The sequence below is a fragment of the Devosia sp. genome (assembly GCF_017307495.1).
Taxonomy (GTDB): Bacteria; Pseudomonadota; Alphaproteobacteria; order Rhizobiales; family Devosiaceae; genus Devosia_A.
Map to the genome: position 1 here is coordinate 82,196 of NZ_JAFKHE010000012.1, position 18,998 is coordinate 101,193.

General features: G+C 66.1%; 20 protein-coding genes. 11 read left to right on the forward strand and 9 right to left on the reverse strand.

The annotated features are described in order from the left end of the window. The first annotated feature begins 32 nt into the window (after positions 1 to 32). Genes J0I99_RS00940 through J0I99_RS00955 form a run of 4 tightly spaced genes read left to right on the forward strand, consistent with a single transcriptional unit; the run spans position 33 to position 3,277 of the window. Entirely contained in the window at positions 33 to 686 is a 654-nt protein-coding gene (locus J0I99_RS00940) for a carboxyltransferase domain-containing protein (RefSeq protein ID WP_291395226.1), read from the forward strand. Continuing rightward, positions 686 to 1,579, forward strand: a complete 894-nt coding sequence (locus J0I99_RS00945; protein ID WP_291395228.1) for a biotin-dependent carboxyltransferase family protein — start codon at positions 686 to 688, stop codon at positions 1,577 to 1,579. The genes J0I99_RS00940 and J0I99_RS00945 overlap by 1 nt, the downstream gene beginning before the upstream one ends. Continuing rightward, complete coding sequence (locus tag J0I99_RS00950; protein WP_291395786.1) at positions 1,576 to 2,319, forward strand: LamB/YcsF family protein; 744 nt, start codon at positions 1,576 to 1,578, stop codon at positions 2,317 to 2,319. Before J0I99_RS00945 ends, J0I99_RS00950 begins: the two co-directional genes overlap by 4 nt. Positions 2,320 to 2,374: 55 nt before the next feature. Then, the gene (locus J0I99_RS00955) at positions 2,375 to 3,277 is read left to right on the forward strand and encodes a bifunctional methylenetetrahydrofolate dehydrogenase/methenyltetrahydrofolate cyclohydrolase (RefSeq protein WP_291395230.1); all 903 of its coding nucleotides are present in this window, start codon (positions 2,375 to 2,377) and stop codon (positions 3,275 to 3,277) included. Here J0I99_RS00955 and J0I99_RS00960 read toward each other — a convergent pair. After that, entirely contained in the window at positions 3,267 to 3,638 is a 372-nt protein-coding gene (locus J0I99_RS00960) for an MmcQ/YjbR family DNA-binding protein (RefSeq protein WP_291391105.1), read from the reverse strand. The genes J0I99_RS00955 and J0I99_RS00960 overlap by 11 nt on opposite strands. Before the next feature lie 120 nt (positions 3,639 to 3,758). Here J0I99_RS00960 and mgtE point away from each other — a divergent pair, with 120 nt between their 5' ends. The 5 genes from mgtE to J0I99_RS00985 all read left to right on the forward strand — a co-directional run bounded on the left by mgtE (position 3,759) and on the right by J0I99_RS00985 (position 8,032). Further along, a complete protein-coding gene (mgtE, locus tag J0I99_RS00965; protein ID WP_291395232.1) occupies positions 3,759 to 5,174 on the forward strand; it encodes a magnesium transporter in 1,416 nt (471 codons plus the stop codon). Between the two features lie 357 nt (positions 5,175 to 5,531). Next, positions 5,532 to 6,209: a glutathione S-transferase family protein gene (locus J0I99_RS00970; protein ID WP_291395234.1), complete on the forward strand. Its 678-nt coding sequence runs from the start codon at positions 5,532 to 5,534 to the stop codon at positions 6,207 to 6,209. Further along, complete coding sequence (locus J0I99_RS00975; protein WP_291395236.1) at positions 6,206 to 6,637, forward strand: DUF1489 domain-containing protein; 432 nt, start codon at positions 6,206 to 6,208, stop codon at positions 6,635 to 6,637. The genes J0I99_RS00970 and J0I99_RS00975 overlap by 4 nt, the downstream gene beginning before the upstream one ends. Continuing rightward, the gene (locus J0I99_RS00980) at positions 6,637 to 6,984 is read left to right on the forward strand and encodes a DUF4180 domain-containing protein (RefSeq protein WP_291390622.1); all 348 of its coding nucleotides are present in this window, start codon (positions 6,637 to 6,639) and stop codon (positions 6,982 to 6,984) included. Before J0I99_RS00975 ends, J0I99_RS00980 begins: the two co-directional genes overlap by 1 nt. Before the next feature lie 145 nt (positions 6,985 to 7,129). After that, the gene (locus J0I99_RS00985; RefSeq protein WP_291390621.1) at positions 7,130 to 8,032 is read left to right on the forward strand and encodes a division plane positioning ATPase MipZ; all 903 of its coding nucleotides are present in this window, start codon (positions 7,130 to 7,132) and stop codon (positions 8,030 to 8,032) included. 3 nt (positions 8,033 to 8,035) lie between these two features. Here the strand turns inward: J0I99_RS00985 and J0I99_RS00990 are convergent, their stop codons facing one another. Both J0I99_RS00990 and J0I99_RS00995 read right to left on the reverse strand, forming a co-directional pair. After that, entirely contained in the window at positions 8,036 to 8,314 is a 279-nt protein-coding gene (locus tag J0I99_RS00990; RefSeq protein ID WP_291390619.1) for a hypothetical protein, read from the reverse strand. Between the two features lie 59 nt (positions 8,315 to 8,373). Next, positions 8,374 to 10,002: a serine hydrolase gene (locus J0I99_RS00995; RefSeq protein ID WP_291395238.1), complete on the reverse strand. Its 1,629-nt coding sequence runs from the start codon at positions 10,000 to 10,002 to the stop codon at positions 8,374 to 8,376. Positions 10,003 to 10,365: 363 nt separating this feature from the next. Here J0I99_RS00995 and clpS point away from each other — a divergent pair, with 363 nt between their 5' ends. Both clpS and clpA read left to right on the forward strand, forming a co-directional pair. Continuing rightward, positions 10,366 to 10,719 (forward strand): ATP-dependent Clp protease adapter ClpS, encoded by a 354-nt coding sequence (clpS, locus tag J0I99_RS01000; protein WP_291390628.1) that lies wholly within the window; start codon positions 10,366 to 10,368, stop codon positions 10,717 to 10,719. Positions 10,720 to 10,729: 10 nt separating this feature from the next. Next, a complete protein-coding gene (gene clpA, locus J0I99_RS01005) occupies positions 10,730 to 13,108 on the forward strand; it encodes an ATP-dependent Clp protease ATP-binding subunit ClpA (protein WP_291390615.1) in 2,379 nt (792 codons plus the stop codon). 60 nt (positions 13,109 to 13,168) lie between these two features. On the opposite strand, the gene J0I99_RS01010 is transcribed toward clpA, so the two are convergent. The 6 genes from J0I99_RS01010 to J0I99_RS01035 form a co-directional block, all read right to left on the reverse strand. Then, positions 13,169 to 14,905 (reverse strand): SulP family inorganic anion transporter, encoded by a 1,737-nt coding sequence (locus tag J0I99_RS01010; RefSeq protein ID WP_291395240.1) that lies wholly within the window; start codon positions 14,903 to 14,905, stop codon positions 13,169 to 13,171. Positions 14,906 to 14,981: 76 nt separating this feature from the next. Continuing rightward, positions 14,982 to 15,242: a helix-turn-helix domain-containing protein gene (locus J0I99_RS01015; protein ID WP_291395241.1), complete on the reverse strand. Its 261-nt coding sequence runs from the start codon at positions 15,240 to 15,242 to the stop codon at positions 14,982 to 14,984. Between the two features lie 112 nt (positions 15,243 to 15,354). Further along, positions 15,355 to 15,990: a DUF1275 family protein gene (locus J0I99_RS01020; RefSeq protein WP_291395242.1), complete on the reverse strand. Its 636-nt coding sequence runs from the start codon at positions 15,988 to 15,990 to the stop codon at positions 15,355 to 15,357. Then, on the reverse strand, positions 15,987 to 16,412 hold the full coding sequence (locus tag J0I99_RS01025; protein ID WP_291395244.1) for an HIT family protein: 426 nt from the start codon (positions 16,410 to 16,412) through the stop codon (positions 15,987 to 15,989). Before J0I99_RS01025 ends, J0I99_RS01020 begins: the two co-directional genes overlap by 4 nt. Beyond that, the gene (locus tag J0I99_RS01030) at positions 16,409 to 17,737 is read right to left on the reverse strand and encodes a glycosyltransferase (protein ID WP_291395246.1); all 1,329 of its coding nucleotides are present in this window, start codon (positions 17,735 to 17,737) and stop codon (positions 16,409 to 16,411) included. The genes J0I99_RS01025 and J0I99_RS01030 overlap by 4 nt, the downstream gene beginning before the upstream one ends. A 136-nt stretch (positions 17,738 to 17,873) precedes the next feature. Continuing rightward, positions 17,874 to 18,992, reverse strand: coding sequence for a GNAT family N-acetyltransferase (locus tag J0I99_RS01035; RefSeq protein WP_291395788.1), 1,119 nt, complete (start codon positions 18,990 to 18,992; stop codon positions 17,874 to 17,876). Positions 18,993 to 18,998: the final 6 nt, after the last annotated feature.

Genomic DNA, 18,998 nt, shown 5'->3' on the forward strand with positions numbered 1-18,998 from the left:
CCGCAAGTCTCGTGCTAGGTCAGCGCCATGACGTGCTCGAGCCCGAACAATTGACGCCGCTCATCCTGCCGCTGGGGGATCAGGCGATGTTGATCCGGTTCGGGGACCGGCTGACGGACGAGGCGAATCTCGCGGCGATCGACTTCTCGCGCCGGGCCGACGCCGCGGCACTGCAAGGCGTGGTCGAGGTCGTTCCCAATCTGGTCTCGGTGCTGCTGCGCTACGAGCCTGCGACGATCTCGTTCGAGCGGCTGGCGGGCGAGGTTCGACTGCTGGTTTCTGGTGAGCCGACAGGGCAACAGCGCGGCCGAGAGGCCGTCGTGAGGGTTGAGTTCGACGGCGAAGACCTCCATGAGGTCGTCGGGCTGCTGCACCTGTCGGTCGACGCCTTTATCTCCGCGCACAATGGCCTGCCGTTGAGGGTTCTGGCGACGGGCTTTGCGCCGGGATTTGTCTATTGCGGCATGCATCAGGACTCCCTGGTCGTGCCGCGGCGACGGTCGGTGCGTCGCCGGGTTTCGGCCGGCACCGTCCTGTTCGCCGCCGGGCAGACGGCCATAACGTCGACGGCCATCCCCACGGGCTGGCATGTGATCGGGCGCACCGGGTTCCGGAATTTCGATCCATCGCGGCTGCCGCCCTCCGATCTCGTCGCCGGCGACGTCGTCCGGTTCGAGGCGACGTGATGGTTACGATTCGTGTACTTCGCGCCGGACCGCTGGCGACCCTGCAGGATGCCGGGCGGCCCGGCGTGCTTCACTATGGCCTCAGCGCCTCGGGGCCGATGGATCGTGGCGCGTTCCACCGCGCCGGCGTCTGGCTTGGCGGCGCTGGCAGTACGGGTATCGAGTTCACCTCAGCGGGGATCAGCTTTGCGGTCGAGGACGGCTCGCTGAGCGCCGCATTCGACGGCGGGGCGTTCAGCCTCAACATTGACGGTGTGGCGAAATACTGGCCAACCCGGGCGGTGCTGAAGCCCGGCAGCAAGGTAGACATCACCCCCGGCGCGGACGGCAACTACGGCTACGTGCGCTTTGATCGCGAGATCGAGGTGACGGAGGTGCTGGGCAGTCGCGCGACAAGCTCCATCGCCGGACTGGGCGGCTGGGAGGGCAGGGCGCTTCGGACGGGCGACGCGATCCCGTTCGGCGCCGCAATAGCGCGCCGGCCGTCGCAGCACCCTCGCCCGACTGAGGTGACAGCGGGGCCGATCCGGGTGATCTGGGGACTCCATGCGGACCGGTTCGATGCCGACACGCGACAGGCCTTCATCTCGCGCTCCTTCCGCGTCTCGCCGCAACTCGACCGGATGGGCGTGCGGCTGGGCGACGAAGCGGGCGTGTTCGCCCACACCAGGGTGCTGTCGCTCGTTTCCGATGCCGTGGTCCCGGGCGACATCCAGATTCTGGGCGACGGAACACCTATCGTGCTCATGCGCGACCATCAGCCAACGGGCGGCTATCCGCGTATTGCGACGGTGATCAGCGCCGACCTCGATCGCTTCGCACAACTGCGCCCGGGCACCGAGGTGCACTTCGAACCCCTGACATTGGCGCATGCGCAGGAGGCCAGGCCCTGACGAAGCTCGATCTCAACGCCGATCTCGGCGAAGGCATGCCCGGAGACGAGGACCTGCTCGGCATCGTCTCCTCGGCCTCGATCGCCTGTGGCGGCCATGCCGGCGACGACGAGACCATGCGTCGTACCGTGCGGGCGGCGCGCGACCGGGGCGTCGCCATCGGAGCGCATCCGGGCTTTGCCGATCGCGAGAATTTCGGCCGCCGCCGGCTCGTGCTGCCGCCGGACGAACTGGATGCGCAACTCCGCGGACAGGTCCGGAGCCTGGTGGAGATCGCCGAAGCGGAGGGGGCGACCGTGCGCTATCTCAAGCTTCATGGCGCGCTGGCCAACATGGCGGCCGAGGAGCCGGCCGTGGCGGCGCTGTGTTTCGCTTCGGTCACCGGCCTAGTGCCCGATCTCGCCATCCTCGCAATCGACAACAGTGCCCAGGTCGAGGTCGCGGAGACCATGGGGTATGCCGTGGTGCGCGAGGCCTATGCCGATCGCGCGTACCTGCCGAACGGCTTGCTGGTGCCGCGTTCGGCGCCAGGGGCGGTGCTGCACGATCCGGCGGACATTGCCGGGCGGGCAGTGCGCCTTGCGCGTGCGGGCGAGCTCCTCGCCATCGACGGTAGCGTGATCCGCACCGCGTCGAGGTCGCTGTGCATCCATGGTGACACCGCCGAGGCCGTGGCCATTGCCCGAGCGGTGCGGCAAGCGCTGGAGGATGCGGGGATCGGCATCGCCTCGCCCTACTGAGGTTGCGCAGTCGGTCGAGTTGCGCCATATCCGCAGCGCCACACGGAGGGCTGCCATGACCGCAAGGATCATCGACGGAAAGACCTATGCCGAGGGCCTCAGGGCTCGGATTGCCGGTCACGTCGACCGACTGAAGCGCGAGCACGGGATTACGCCGGGCCTCGCCGTGGTCATCGTCGGTCACGACCCGGGCAGCGAGATCTACGTCAGCCAGAAGGCCAAGCAGACCGTCGAGGTCGGCATGCATTCGGAAAAGTACGAGCTGCCCGAGGACGCCTCCGAGGCGGAAGTGCTGGCGCTGGTCGAAAAGCTGAACGCCGACCCTGCCATCCACGGCATCCTGGTGCAGTTGCCGCTGCCGAAACAGATCGACCCGAACAAGGTCATCGCCACCATCTCGCCCGACAAGGACGTCGACTGCTTCACCCCGGCCAGTGTCGGCAAGATGCAGATCGGCCTGCCTGGACCTGTGTCCTGTACGCCGCTCGGCTGCCTGATGCTGCTACGGGATACCCTGGGCTCCCTCGAGGGGCTGAACGCCGTGACCGTGGGGCGGTCGAACCTGGTCGGCAAGCCGATGGCGCAATTGCTGCTGCGCGAAAACTGCACCGTGACGATCGCGCACTCCAAGACCAGGGACCTCGCGTCGGTGGTGCGCGGCGCGGACATCGTCGTGGCTGCGGTTGGCCGCCCGCAGATGATCAAGGGCGACTGGATCAAGCCGGGGGCCACGGTCATCGACGTGGGCATCAATCGCATCCCGGCGCCGGAACGCGGAGAGGGCAAGACCCGGCTTCTCGGCGACGTCGACTATGCTGCTGCGTCGGCGGTGGCGGGCGCCATTACGCCCGTTCCCGGTGGTGTGGGGCCGATGACCATCGTGTGCCTGCTCGCCAACACCGTGACGACGGCCTCCCTGATCAACGGCATCGAGCCGCCCAGGGATCTCACTCCTTAGGGGCTTCGACCCGCGCGGCCGCGAACGCCTCGGCAAGCTTCCTGGGCGCGCGGAACCGCCAAGCGTCCTCGAGCCGCAGCGACAATTCCTCGTCGCTGATGGCCTCCATGCGCACGATGATGCCGGGCCAACCCTGGAAGTGATCGGTTTGCCAGTAGATCTCGGGGGCCATCTGCATGAGCAGTTCCTTGTGCTCGAGCGGGCAGTGCAGCACCATCTCCTGCGGGCCGCGCACCGAGGCGAAGTTCCTGGCCTTCACCTTGATCGACGGGGCGCCGTAGCTCGTCGATTGTCGGACCTCGGGCAGCCCCCGCTCCTGGCAGAGCCGCAGCATCCGTTCGATCTCGGATTCTCGGGCCATCGCCATCTCCTTCGCATTCAAGCAAAAAACGGCTGCCGTCCGACACCCTGAGTCTGGCGCATATCGAAGCGATTGGCTACACCAGCCTTGAACCCGAAGCGCCAGCCTCCCGGGGTCTCCATGACCAACGAACCCAGCACCGCCGAACTCGGGGAGACCCGGCCGGATCCGAACGCGTTTCGCGATGCGGAAGACCACCTCAATCCAGAGTGGCTGGCGCGGCTGCGCGCGCACCTCGTGGCGGGCGAGGTCGATGACATCGCCGAGATGATGGAGCCGCTGCATGCGGCCGACGCCGGCGACGTGATCGAGGCGCTGGAGGCGGACGAGCGCGTGGCGCTGGTCCAGATGCTCGGTGACAAGTTCGACTTCCTGGCTCTCACCGAGGTGGACGAGTCGGTCCGTTCGGACCTGATCGACGAACTGCCGACCGAGGAAGTGGCGCGCGGCGTCGCCAGCCTCGACAATGACGACGCCGTCTACATCCTCGAAGACATGGATGCCGGGGACCGCGAGGAAGTCCTCGCGCAGTTGCCGGCATTCGAGCGCCTCAGCCTGAAGCGCAGCCTCGACTTCCCCGAGGACTCCGCCGGTCGGCGCATGCAGACCGACTTCATCGCCATTCCGCCGTTCTGGACGGTGGGACAGACCATCGACTACCTGCGCGCAGAAAAGGACCTGCCGGACGAGTTCTTCCAACTCTATGTCGTCGATCCGAGCTATCGGGTCCTCGGCACGATCCCGCTCGACAAGTTCCTGCGCGCCAGGCGCAACGTGCAGATCGAAAAGCTGATGAACGGGGAGGTCCTGACGGTCGATGCGACCGAGGACCAGGAGGAAGCGGCGCGTGACTTCGAGCGCTACGACCTCGTCGAGGTCGGCGTCGTCGACGAGAACAAGCGGCTCGTCGGCGTCCTCACGGTCGACGACATCGTCGACGTGATCCACGAGGAAGCCACCGAGGATATCAAGCTGCTCGGCGGTGTCGGCGACGAAGAGGTGTCGGACAATGTCATCTCGACCGTGCGCAGCCGGGCTCCATGGCTGGTCGTCAACCTGCTTACCGCCATGCTGGCCTCGTTCATCATCAGCCTGTTCAATGCCACCATCGAGCAGATGGTGGCCCTGGCGGCGCTCATGCCCATCGTCGCCTCAATGGGTGGAAACGCGGGCACGCAGACCATGACGGTAACGGTGCGCGCCCTGGCGACGCGCGACCTCGACGGGGTGCGCGTCCGCCGCCTGATCGTCCGCGAGGTCTCCGGCGGGTTTCTCAACGGCTGCATCTTCGCCACACTGCTGGGCGTCATCACCGCGTTGCGGTACCTGAGCCCGAGTCTCGGCGTCGTCATCGGACTTGCCATGATCGTCAACATGATCGCGGCCGGTTCCGCCGGTATCCTCATCCCACTGGCACTGGACAGGATGAAGGTCGATCCGGCCATCGCTTCCTCCGTGTTCGTGACCACGGTGACGGACGTCGTCGGTTTCTTCGCCTTCCTCGGCCTTGCCGGACTCTGGTTCGGCCTGTTCTGACCGGCGTGTCCGCGTAATACACGACCTATCCACTGTGGCATTCGCGCCACTTCCCAAGCCCCCCTCCGCCGGGTTAACGAATCATTACTGTCGCAATTCCGTCACCTTGGTGGTTGCGGCAGCCTAAGAACGGCAGAAGGAGCTTTGATGCGCAGCCATTCAAAGACCGAATGGTGGCGTTCCGCACTACCGACCGTGTCCTGGACACTGGTCTGTTTGCTGGCAATGTCGCTCGTGTTCACTATCGTTGCCGGCGCCTAGGACGGGGCGCAACTAGACCCGGAGGGTCTTCGATAGTAGAGAGTTTGAGAAGGGCGCCGGGCCACTCGGCGCCCTTCCGCATTCCGAGGCCACGCCATGAAGCTCATCTTCGCAAACCGCAACTATTCGAGTTGGTCGCTGCGGCCGTGGCTCGTGCTCAGGCATTTCGGCATCCCGTTCGACGAGGAACTGGTGCTGCTCAACGGCGAGGGCTGGCAGGAGAACATCCGCAGGAAGTCGCCGAGCGGGAGAGTCCCGGTGCTCGTCGACGGCGACGTGGTCGTTCCGGAGACGATCGCCATCATCGAGTACCTGAACGACAAGTACCCGGCCAAGGGGATCTGGCCGTCCAACCGCGTCGAGCGCGCCTACGCGCGTGCCGCAGCGGCCGAGATGCATGGCGGGTTCATGGCCCTGCGCGACAACGCGCCGATGAACCTGCGCGCGTCGCACCCCGGAAAGGTCGATTTCGACCTGGTGGCCGACGACCTCAAGCGTGTCGAACGAATCTGGGGCGACCTGTTGAGCCGGTCGGGGGGGCCGTATCTGTTCGGCAGCTTCAATGCCGCCGACGCCATGTTTGCGCCGGTGGCCAGCCGCATACGCACCTACGAGCTGCCGGTCAGCGACGTGGCGCAGGAGTATGTGGAGGCGATCTACGCGCTGCCGGCGTTCCAGGAATGGCTGGCCGAGGCGGTCAAGGAGCCGTGGGTGGTCGAGCAGGACGAAATCGACATTCTCCTCGCCAAGCGGGACGCGGCCGGCCACGCATGATGCACATCATCAAGCTCTGCGTGGGCGTTGCCACGCTGGAGGAGCTGGAAAGCTACCGGGAGGAGCGCGCCCATTGGTGGGGCGCCGACTACGGCGAGAACGTGCACGTGCACCGCACGCGCACGATGCCGAAGCGGCGGGCCGAGATCGAGGGCCAGGGCTCGATCTACTGGGTCATCTCGGGCGTGATCCGCTGCCGGCAGCCGATCCTCAGGCTGGCCGAGGCGGTCGACGAACAGGGCCTGGGCTGCTGTGACATCATCATGGCCCCCGACATGGTGCGCACGATCCCGCGACCCAAGTCACCGTTCCAGGGGTGGCGCTACCTCGATCCCAAGGACGCGCCGGCCGACCTCGAGCATGGTGGCTTTGCCGATGGAGGATCCGCCGAACTCGCCGAGGAACTGGCCAAGCTGGGATTGATCTGATGCGGCTCGAGGCGATCGGGAACACAAAGGCGGCCTGGTACGATGGCCCGCGACTCGCGAGCGAGGGTCATGCCGTCGACGTGATCGGCGACACCTACGGGCAGCAGATCGATATCGTGCTGTTTCCGGTGGAGCTGCTTGCCGACGACTTCTTCTGGCTCAGCACCGGCCTGGCCGGCGCGGTGCTGCAGAAGTTCCAGAACTATGGCCTGCGGGTAGGGTTGGTGGGCGACATCTCCCGGTTCACGACGGAGAGCCCGTCCTTGCGTGACTTCGTCAACGAGAGCAACCGTCGCGGCCAGGTCCTGTTCGTGCCGGACCGGGCGGAGCTGGAAGCGCGGCTTTGACGACACGTCCAGCCCCCAACGATGCCGGGGCACGCACAAACACCCCTTGCAAGCGCGGAAATCATCCGCCCATTGTTCCAAGCGCAGGTGACAAGCGTCGAATCCGGAGTGGGCGTCGTATCCGGGGGCGACGGAGGATCAGGTAATGGCCAGGACGGGGACGCACGTCATTGTCGTGGGCAACGAGAAGGGTGGCTCGGGCAAGTCGACCACTGCCTTCCACCTTGCCGTTTTCCTGATGTACCAAGGGTTTCGCGTCGCCTCGATCGACGTCGACAGCCGGCAGCAGACGCTGACGCAGTATGTGCGCAACCGGCGCAACTGGGCCCAGGCACACGACCTGAAGGTCCCCCATGCCAGCCATTTCCACCTGCCGCTGTCGAAGTCGGATTCGGTCAAGGAAAACCAGCGGGTCGAGTTCGACCTGTTCCGCCAGGCCATCATCGAGGTTGAAGGCGACGCCGATTTCCTGATCGTCGACACGCCCGGCTTCGATACTCACCTGACCCGGTTGGCCCATTCGCTGGCCGATACGCTGGTCACCCCGCTCAACGACTCGATCATCGACCTGGACGTGATGGCGCATGTCGATCCGGTGACGGGGGATCCGCGCGAGATGAGCCACTATGCGCGTCTCGTGCAGCGGGCGAGGACCGAGCGCCTGTCGATCGACGGGCGGACGATCGACTGGGTGATCGTGCGCAACCGAATCTCCATGCTGCCGTCGCGCAGCACCAAGGTGGTCCAGGCGGCGATCGAGAAGATTGCCATTCGGCTTGGTTGCCGCGTCGCGGACGGCATTGCGGAGCGGGTGATCTTCCGTTCGCTGTTTCCGACCGGGATGACGGTATTCGATCCGCTCGACGAGGAGATGCTCGGCGGCCTGCCGTCGATGTCGCATCTCAGCGCTCGCCAGGAGTACCGCGCGCTGGTGGAGGCCCTTCGGCTGCCGGTCAGCGAACGGGCCAGGGCCCGGATCGAGGGCGAGAAGGCGCTCTCGGCCAGCGCCGGTGAACCGGCCAGGTTCGAACACATGGCCGGAGAATAGGCTCTATGGCCGGTGGGGCAGGGTCACGTGCACCGCGCGTGAGCCGTCGGGGCCGAACACGTCGAGTTCGATCCCGACCTGCGGCATCAGCATGCGACGGGTGCGGGCACTGAGCGCCATGACGACGCCGAGAAGGTCCCCGACACCGCGGCGCTTCAGCCCCGGGTTGAACCGCGTCACCATCGCATTGACCGCCTGCCTGCGGACAACGACGTCTTCGGACGCGAGAGCCGACTGCCCTACAAACCGGGCGAGTTCGGTTAGGCTAGACGTTTCGCTCATTTGGGCTACTCCAAACACAGGCCACAAATTCGCTTCCCTGGGCGGCCGCCCGGGCGTGCTTACGACTGCATCGCCAGGCAGCTCATCTTTGCTTTCTTCATCTCGTTGCACACACCGGTCGCGTCCTCGCGACCACCGAAGCCGCTGAAGCGGGCGCGGAAGAACACCTGACCGTTCTTCTCGAAGCGCTCCACATACGAGCGGAAACTACCGAGGGCGCCGACCCTGGAAGACGCGTCGCTGATCAGCGAGTTCGCGCCGTTTTCCGTCGGCGAGGCGCCGATCTGGACGACCCAGCCGCTCGCCTTGGCCGGTACCTCCTGCGCAGAGGCCTCGGCGACGGCGATGGGGGCCGGGACAGGCTGGTTCTCGACCGGCGCTGCCGCGGTAGCCGTGCTGCCCGACGTCATCAGGTCGATGGGCTGACCCTCATCGCCAATGCCGACTGGCGGGAGCAGGGGCGCCGAGGGGGCGGTCTGGCCAAGAGGAGCGGGAGCCGCGCCCAGCGAGAACGTGTCGCTGAGCCAGGCGCCGATCACGTCGAGCGGACGGTCCGGCTGCTGGGCCGCAACGGCGGTCGGCCTGGCGAGGGACTGGGCGGCCTGCACGGCTTCGTCGAAGCCGAGGTCGCCCGGGCGCGTGCTGGGCATCGGTGCCGTCGCACCGATGGATGCCACGGTGATGTCGTCCGGCTGCTGCGTGGCCTCGGCCGGCTGCAGCTGCGCGGTGACACTGACAGTGGTCGCCGCGGTGCGGAAGGTGGGGTAGGGCAGCGGCACGACGGGGGTCGGATCAGCCGAGGCGACCATGACGGTCGCGCCCTTGCGGCCCGGCTGCGGGATGACGGCCACATCGAGATAGCCACCACTGCGGCTCTTGGGCAGGTAGGTCTTGACCAGCTCGCGCACCTTGGCATCGCGCGCGCCGCTGGAGTCGAAGCCAAAGCCGGCGACCACGATGTGGTGGCCATCGGCGCGGGCTGCCGTCAGCAGGTTGAACCCCGAGGCGTTGGTGTAGCCGGTCTTGATGCCGTCGACGCCGTTGGAGCCGAGCAGGCGGTTGTGGTTGCCGTAGGTGCGCTTGCCGTACGAGAACGCCTTGGTCTGGAAGTACTCGTAGTAGTCCGGGAAGTGCTGGTAGACGGCGACGCCGAGCAGTGCCTGGTCGCGAACGGTCGTCACCTGGCCCGGGTTGGGCAGGCCGGATGCGTTCTTGTAGGTCGTGTGCGCCATGCCGAGCGCGCGGGCCGTGGTGGTCATCCGCTGCGCGAAGGCGCTCTCGGAGCCGGAAATGTTCTCCGCGATCACGCGGGCGATATCGTTGGCCGATATGGTGACGATCGCCTTGATGGCGTTCTCGACGCTGATGGTGGACCCGGCCTTGAGGCCGAGTTTCGTCGGGACCGCCGAGGCGGCGTACTTGGAGACCGTGAACTGGGTCTTCAGAGTGATGTTACCGGCCGCCAGCTCCTGGAACAGGATGTAGAGCGTCATCACCTTGGTGACGGAGGCGGGATAACGCGCGGCGTCGGCCGAGCTCTCGTACAGCACCTTGCCGGACTTGGCGTCCACTACGATGCCGGCGAACTTGCGCGGAACGGAAGCCGCCGAGGCCTCGGAGACGATCGGAACAAGTAGCGAGACCGCGACCAGGAAGGCCGCGAGAATACGCGCAATATGGTCGCGCAAAAGGGGGAAATGCTTCGGCGAAAGCACCCTGTACTCCAACTACACTCGGGCGTGAACTCGCCCGTACTCACACGCTTGGAGAAGCTGCGCGGATCGTCCCCAAACCGGACCCGACACGCTCCCTGTCATCAGCCAGATTAGGGCGGTCGCCTTACCATTTCGCTAAAATGCAATTGATTGCGGGCACTTGGTTAAGAAGGGCGCTGCGGGGCCACCTGCTCCAAAGTTTAGGTACACGGCCACTTAACAAGCGAAGCGGTTAGCCTACATAATGGCGACACCATGCTGCTTCGAACCGATCTCTCCCTGACCCGAGCCATGCGTGCCGCCATCGCCGTGGAGACCGCACCGACAGGTGCAGCCATGCCGCTTCGTGGTGCCGGAGACGAAGGCGAGGGTCGCCGCGGGAATGGTGCGGGCAAGCAAGATACAGCGACCATCACGAAGCCGAAGACTCGCAGCAAGCGGCCCAGCCTGTATCGGGTGTTGCTGCTGAACGACGACTACACTCCGATGGAGTTCGTCGTCCTGGTCTTGCAGGACGTGTTCAACAAGACCCGCGAGGACGCCATGCGGATCATGCTCCACGTGCACAACCACGGCGTGGGCGAGTGTGGCATCTATCCGTTCGAAGTGGCCGAGACCAAGGTCACCCGGGTCATGGACGCGGCGCGCAAGAACCAGCACCCACTGCAGTGCGTGATGGAAAAGCAATAGGAACCGACATATGCCCTCTTTCTCCCGCGGACTTGAGAAGGCCCTCCATCAGGCGATGAACCTGGCCCGCGAACGGGCCCACGAGTTCGCGACCCTCGAGCACCTGTTGCTGGCGCTGACCGACGATCGCGACACGATCGCCGTGCTGACCGGCTGCGATGTCGATATCGAGGCGCTGAAGTCGGACCTCGAGGATTTCATCAACGAGGAACTCGACAGCCTCGTCGTGCCCAACGGGCAGGACGCGCGGCCGACAGCTGCCTTCCAGCGCGTCATCCAGCGCGCCGTGATCCATGTCCAGTCCTCCGGCAAGGAGGAAGTTACCGGCGCCAACGTGCTCGTTGCGATCTTCGCCGAGCGCGAGAGCCATGCTGCCTACTTCCTCGAGCAGCAGGACATGACCCGGCTGGACGCGGTCAATTTCATCTCGCACGGCATTACCAAGTCCGGACCGAGCGAGGACCGCAGGGTACGGGGCGCCGAGAGCCCGTCCGGCGCCAGCCAGGGCGAGGACGGCGAGCGTCCGGGCAATGGCCAGAGCTCGGCGCTGGCCGATTTCTGCGTGAACCTCAACGACAAGGCGCGGGCCGGAAAGATCGACCCACTCATCGGCCGTGACAGCGAACTGCGCAGGACGATCCAGATCCTCTGCCGCCGTTCAAAGAACAACCCGCTCTATGTGGGCGACGCCGGCGTCGGCAAGACCGCCATCGCCGAGGGGCTCGCCCGCAAGATCGTGGAAGGCGACGTTCCCGAAGTGCTCCGGGAGTCGGTGATCTACGCGCTCGACATGGGCTCGCTACTTGCCGGCACGCGCTATCGCGGCGATTTCGAGGAGCGGCTCAAGGCCGTGATGAAGGAGCTCGAGAAGCATCCCGACGCCATCCTGTTCATCGACGAGATCCACACCGTGATCGGCGCCGGCGCCACGTCGGGCGGCGCGCTCGATGCGTCGAACCTGCTGAAGCCGGCCCTGGCTTCGGGCAATATCCGCTGCATCGGCTCGACCACCTACAAGGAATACCGGCAGTTCTTCGAGAAGGACCGCGCGCTGGTCCGCCGCTTCCAGAAGATCGACGTCGCCGAGCCCACCATCCCGGACGCGATCGAGATCGTGAAGGGCCTGCGCCCGTACTTCGAGGACTACCACAAGCTCAAGTACACCGACGACGCCCTGAAGGCTGCTGTCGAGCTGAGCGCGCGCTACATCAACGATCGCAAGCTCCCCGACAAGGCGATCGACGTGATCGACGAGACGGGCGCCAGCCAGATGCTGCTCACGCCTGAGAACCGCAAGACGATCATCGACGTGCCCGATATCGAGCAGACCATCGCGACGATGGCGCGCATCCCGCCCAAGTCGGTGTCGAAGTCGGACGCCGAGCTGCTCTCGAACCTCGAGAGCAACCTCAAGACGGTGGTGTTTGGCCAGGATGCGGCGATCACGGCGCTGTCGTCGGCGATCAAGCTTGCGCGTGCCGGCCTGCGCGAACCGGAAAAGCCTATCGGCTCGTACCTGTTCACCGGCCCGACTGGCGTCGGCAAGACCGAGGTGGCCAAGCAGCTGGCGGATACGCTGGGTGTCGAGCTGCTGCGCTTCGACATGTCGGAGTACATGGAGCGGCATACCGTGTCGCGGCTGATCGGTGCTCCTCCGGGCTATGTCGGCTTCGACCAGGGCGGCCTGCTCACCGATGGCGTGGACCAGCATCCGCACTGCGTGGTGCTGCTCGACGAGATCGAGAAGGCGCATCCGGACCTGTTCAACATCCTGTTGCAGGTGATGGACCACGGCAAGCTGACGGACCACAACGGCAAGTCGGTCGACTTCCGCAACGTGATCCTGATCATGACGTCCAACGTCGGCGCCATGGAACTGCAGAAGTCGCCGATCGGCTTCGGGCGCAAGCGCGAGCAGGGTGATGACGAGGAAGCGGTCAACCGGATGTTCACGCCGGAGTTCCGCAACCGCCTCGACGCCATCATCTCGTTCAGCCCTCTGCCGCCGCAGGTGGTGCGTCGCGTCGTCGAGAAGTTCGTGCTGCAGCTCGAAGGCCAGCTGGCCGAGCGTGGCGTGACCATCGAGCTGACGCCGGAAGCCGCCGAGTGGCTGGCCGTTCGCGGCTATGACGAGAAGATGGGTGCGCGTCCGCTGGGCCGCGTGATCCAGGAGCACGTCAAGAAGCCGCTGGCCGACCAGGTGCTGTTCGGCGAGTTGCAGAATGGCGGCTCGGTCACCGTTGCCGTGGTCGGTGTCGGCCCCGATGCCAAGCTCGAGCTGATCGCGGTGCCGCCGCGTCCGGCACGGCCCAAGGCCATCGCCGGTCCCAAGGCCAAGAAGGCCAAGGCCGAGAAGGCCGCGGACAAGCCGGCCGAGGAAAAGAACTGAGTTCCCATGCAGGGAAGTTAGGCAGGGGCCGGGAGCAATCCCGGCCCCTTGCTTTCGCGCTCAGGCTGGAACGGGGGGATTGCGCCTGGCCAGTTCCCGGTGGGCGGTCGCTATGGCCTCCTCGACATTGCGCTCGAACAGCACCTTGGGCGCAGCCACGCCATGTGAGGTCAGGGCCTTCCGGACCGCGGGCGTGGTCCCGGACACCAGAAGCAGCACGCCGTGGCGTCCGGCCGTTCGCGCCACCCCCTCGATGGTATTGGCGGCTGTCGAGTCGATGAACGGTACGGCCGAGAAATCGATGACGAAGGCGCGATGCTGGTCTGCGATGCGATCGAGGATGCTGCCGACGGTGGCAGCGGCGCCGAAGAAGAAGGCGCCGGTGATGCGATAGACGGCGACGTCCGGATCGGTCGCTATCGCCGGATCGTAGGCGCGCCGGGCGGCCCCCGCATCGTCTGCCCGGTCCTCCGGAACGGGTGGTACGTGCGCCTCGACATTGGCCGATTGGGCCATGCGATGGATGAACAACAGTGCGCCCAGCGCAAAGCCGACGACGATGCCCTCGGTGAGGCCGCGGAAGATCGTCAGCCCGAAAGTCGCGAGCAGGACGATGGCGTCGCCGATCGAGGTGCGGACCAGGATCGCGAAGGCCTGGCGTTCGGCCATGTTCCAGGCAACGACGACCAGGACGCCGGCGAGCGCCGCCAGCGGGATGTAGCTGGCAAGCGGCGCCGCCACGAGCATGAACAGCACGATGAAGACCGAGTGGAACATGCCGGCGAGGGGGCTGCGCGCCCCGGAGCGCACGTTCGTGGCCGTGCGGGCCACGGTGCCCGTCGCGCAGATGCCCCCGAACAGGGCCGAGCCGATATTGGCGATGCCTTGCGCGACGAGCTCCATGTTCGAGCGGTGGCGGCGGCCGGTCATGCCGTCGGCGACCATGGCGGAGAGGAGGGACTCGATCGCGCCAAGCAGGGCGAACGAGACGGCATCCGGCAGGACGGCCTGGATCTTTTCGATCGAGATGGGCGGCAGCGTCGGCACCGGCAGGGTGCTGGGGATGCCGCCGAAGCGCGTGCCGATCGTCTCCACCGGCAGGTTCAGCAATGCGGCGGCCAGCGAAGCGACCACCACGGCAATGAGGATGCCGGGCCAATGCGGCCGCCAGTAGCGGAGGCCAAGGATCACGCCGATGCTGAGTGCAGCGATCGCCATGGCCGCGGGGTTCGCCGTGCCGATGGCGCCGGCCAGCACCGCGAGCTTGGGCAGGATGTCGGGGGGCTCGCCGCCGGCCGTCGTCAGTCCCAGCAGGTCGTGGATCTGGCCGACGAAGAGAATGATGGCGATGCCGGAGATGAACCCGACCGTCACGGGGTAGGGGATGAACTTGATGTAGCTGCCGAGCCGAAGCGCGCCCATGAGAAGCAGGATCAGGCCGGCCATGATGGTGGCCAGCATCAACCCGTCGAGGCCGTGTCGCGCGATGGTACCGGCGACGATGACGGTGAACGCCGCCGCCGGACCGCCGATCTGGAAGCGGCTGCCGCCGAGGGCGGAGATCAGGAAGCCGCCGATGGCGGCGGTGAAAAGGCCGCGCTCCGGTGCCGCACCAGAGGCGATGGCGATGGCCATGGAAAGCGGCAGGGCGACGATCGCCACTGTCAGTCCGGCAAGGACGTCGGCCCGCAGGTCGCGCAAGTGATAGCCCTCGCGCAGCACCGTGATCAGTTTGGGCGTGAACAAATCGGTCAACGCGGGCTGGCTGGTGCGGGAGCTCGAGGCGGTGTTGGCCATTGGGGCGGGGCCCTTTCGCGAACGATGCAGCGATACTTCGATGGCGGGTCCGGGAACGCCCCGCAGTCGTCACTGGTCAGTCCCTTGGCATCGGTCGTCGGAGGCGCACGCCGCGACCGCCGGACTCGCTTCGGCCATTATCGCCGATGAGCTCGACGCCGGCCTCGTTCAGCGCCTCGATCACCCTGGTCAGGGTCTCGACCACGCCGCGGACGGTGCCGTGGCTGGCTTCCATGCGCTGGATGGTGGGAAGGGATACGTGCGCCATCTCGGCCAGTGTCTTCTGGTCGATACCAAGCAGGGCGCGGGCGGCCCGCAATTGGGCAGCGGTCATCATCGGTGTTAACGCCTGGACGTGGAAGTCTAGCGCATGAAGTCGACGAACTGATGCCTTGCGCATCAGGTGCTGCAAGTCCTAGCAGATTTGTCGGGCGGCGAGAAGCGGACCGTTAGCGGGGCGCGCGCACGACGTAGCCGACAAAGAAGAGCAGGTAGATTGCGCCGGGCACGATCAGGGCGCCCACCTGCCACTGCTTGTAGGCGAGGGCGCCGACGGCGGCGCCAAGCAGCAGCGCCAGCCAGACCAAGAGGTGCTGGATCCAGCGCCAGGGCGGTGCCTCACGCCGGACGGCGCGCGCCAGGTCCTGCCCGGCGGCGAACAGGGTACCGGTGACGAACGTAGCGCCGAGCCGGGCAGCGCCGGTTTGCGGAAGGACCGCGTTCTGCGCACCGGCGGCGGCCGCCAGGGCAAGCATCGCCTGCGCCGCCGAGAAGCCGTTTGCGTGCAGCGTGAGCGTTACCAGCAGGCCGGCAATGACGACGGACAGCACCCCGATCCGACCACGGCGATTGCCAAGCGACGAGGCAAGGCTGCCCACGAAGCTGCCGATCACGAACATGACCACGAGGCTCGCGGGGAGCAGCAGCGCCGGGCCCATATGCGCGAGGCCGGCGCCGAGCTGGGTGGTGTTGCCGCTCATGAACGACGTGTAGAAGCCGCCAAGCTCAATGAAGCCGACGACGTCGATCATGCCGGCCGCCGCAGTCAGGACGAGGCCGAGGGAAAGATGGGATGCGGGGGTCACGTCAGGTGAGCGGCGATTGCCTTGGCCTGTGCGGCAAGTTCGGTGTCATCGGCCTTGCCACTCTCGCCGTGGCGGCCGATCGGGACGCCTTCGTAGACGGGGATCACGTGGAAATGCAGGTGGAACACGGATTGGCCGGCAGGCGCCTCGTTGAACTGCACGATGCGAATGCCATCGGGACCCAGCGCTTGCTGGGCAGCCCGGGCCACTCGCTGAACCTGCAGCACCGCGCGGGCCAGGACGCCCGGATCGGCATCGAGAAGGTTGCGGGATTCGGCCTTGGGGATGACGAGGACATGGCCACTGGACTGCGGGAAGATGTCCATCATCACGAAGACGTCGGCATCCTCGTACACCTTGTGCGAGGGAATCTCGCCCCGGATGATCTTGCCAAAGATATTGTTGCGGTCGTAGGCGGTCACGAAGCGGCTCCCATCGCCTTGTCCTGCGAATAGTGATTGCCCGGGTAGCTCTCGATCGTCTCCTCGACGATGTCGGCCGCCAGCCCGGTTCCGTCCTCAAGCACCAGGCGTTCGCTGAGTTCCCGCGCCGCGGTCTCGAATGACGGGTCGGTCGACAACTCGTCGAGAGCCGAGGCAAGGATGCTGGGAGTGAGCTTCCTCAGCTTCACCGGCGCGGGACCGCAGCCCAGCTCATAGACGCGCCGGCCCCAGTAGGGCTGGTCGAAGAAGTGCGGCACCACGAATGTGGGTTTGCCCGCGTAGAGGCCGGCATAGGTCGTGCCAGCTCCGCCGTGGTGGACCACGGCCTTCATAAGCGGGAATAGCTTGGTGTGCGGTGCCTTGTCGATCGTATAGACGGTGTCGGGCAGGTCTTCGGCCCGGATCCCGCCCCAGCCCTTGCCGACCACGGCACGGCCGCCCCATTCCCGCAGCGCCCGGGTGACGATCTCGGTGTTGCGCTGGGCGCCCCAGGGCATGGAGCCAAAGCCGAGATAGATCGGCGCTTCGCCGGCATCGAGGAACTTGCGGAACGAGGCATCCGGCTGCCAGCCGGTGATGTCGTCAAGCCGCCAGAAGCCGGTCACGACGGTCGTCTCGGGCCAATCGCCGGGCGGCGGGGAGATGACGCGCGAATAGGCATGCAGCGCCGGGATCGGTTCGCCCCGAGCGTTCTTGGCAAAGCCGGAGCGCTTGCGGCTGCGCAACCCGAGCAGCCTGGCGCGCATGCGATCACGCGGGAAATCGTAGTAGCTCTGGTGCGCTGCCTGGACGACGTAGCTCAGGCGGTTGAACAGCGGGTCGAGGCTGATGCGGTTGAACAGCGGTTCGGGCGCCGGGCCGTCATAGCCGAAATAGGGGAACTCGCCGGTCGGATTGATCGGCTGGAAGGCTGTCATGATCGCCGGGATATCGAGCGCCTCGGCGACGTCGACGGCGAAATTGGTAGTCTGGTGGAAGATGATGCAGTCGACATCCTGCGCAATGGCCCACAGGTGCCGACAGGCCTCCTTCATGATCTTCTGCCCGTCGCGCAACAGCTTGGGGGCATAGAGGAGCGAGTTCTTCGACATGACGAGGTCGAACTGGCTCTGCCGCATGAACGCCTGGATATCGCTGCCCAGCGTTGCGAACTCGACGCCATAGCTCCGGACGAAGCCCTCGAAGTCGCTGGTGGCGCACAGGACGACGGAGTGGCCGCGCTTCATGAGCGCGAGGGCAAGCGCGACGAAGGGCTGGACGTCACCCATCGTTCCGATCGCGGCGATTGCGATGCGCTTGCTCATTCAGTCCCCGTGGTCTTGGCGCGGCACTCCATCGACCGGGAGTGTGGCCCCGCTGAGGCGGAAAATACTGCGATGGACGGCGTCTCGTCCAGACAATGGACTTGGAACCACAGCCAAAGCGGGCTTGCAACAGATGTTACGGCCGCTCCCCATGTCTGAAGGGGGTATAGCGATCGAGTTGTTCCTGTTCACGGGCGACCGACGCGCGTTCCTGGGCGACGAACCGGGCCACCGCGTCGCGCAGGCCGGGATGGCCAATCCAATGGACGGAGCGGGTCGTGGCCGGGGCATAGCCGCGCGCCAGCTTGTGCTCGCCCTGCGCGCCGGCTTCGACCACCGCCAGCTTGCGGGCAATCGCGTAGTCGATGGCCTGGTAGTAGCAGAGCTCGAAGTGGAGGAACGGCACGTTGCGGGTCGCGCCCCAGTAGCGGCCATAGAGGCGGTCGTGGCCGACAAGGCTCATGGTGCCGGCAATCGGCTCGCTGCCGTCGTAGGCGAACATAAGCAGCACCCGGTCGGCCATGGCCTCCGAGAGCAGGGAGAAGAAGCGACGGTTGAGGTAGGGTCGGCCCCACTTGCGGTTGCCCGTGTCCTGGTAGAACTCGAAGAAATGGTCCCAGGCGTCCTCGGTCAGGTCGGATCCCGTCAGCCACCTCACCGTGAGCCCATCGGCGCCGAGAGCATCGCGTCGCTCGCGGCGGGTAACCTTGCGGTGACGGGACGACAGCGTCTCGAGGAAGTCGTCGAAGCTCGAGAAGCCCTCGTTGTGCCAGTGGTACTGCGTGTCGTGGCGAAGCAGCCAGCCGGACGCGCGGGCCAGCTCCGCTTCTTCCTCGCTGACGAAGGTCGCGTGGATCGAGGAGATGTTGTTGCGGGTCGCCAGAGTCTCGGCCGTGCGGATCAGCGTGGCCCGATGTGCATCGTCGCGAGCGAGGAAGCGCGGCCCGGTGACCGGAGTGAACGGCACCGAGCATTGCAGCTTTGGGTAATAATCCCCGCCGGCGCGCTGGAAGGCATCGGCCCAGCCGTGGTCGAAGACATACTCGCCCTGCGAATGCGACTTGAGGTAGAGCGGCATTGCGCCGACGGGCTCTCCCGCGGACCCGCTGAGCAGCAGGTGCTGCGGCTGCCAGCCGGTGCGATGGCTGGCCGAACCGGATTGCTCGAGGGCCAGGAAGAAGGCGTGGTCGAGGAAGGGGTTGTCGACCACCCCGTCATGGTTCGGCGCCAGCCCGTTCCACACTGCCGCGGGAATCTCCGC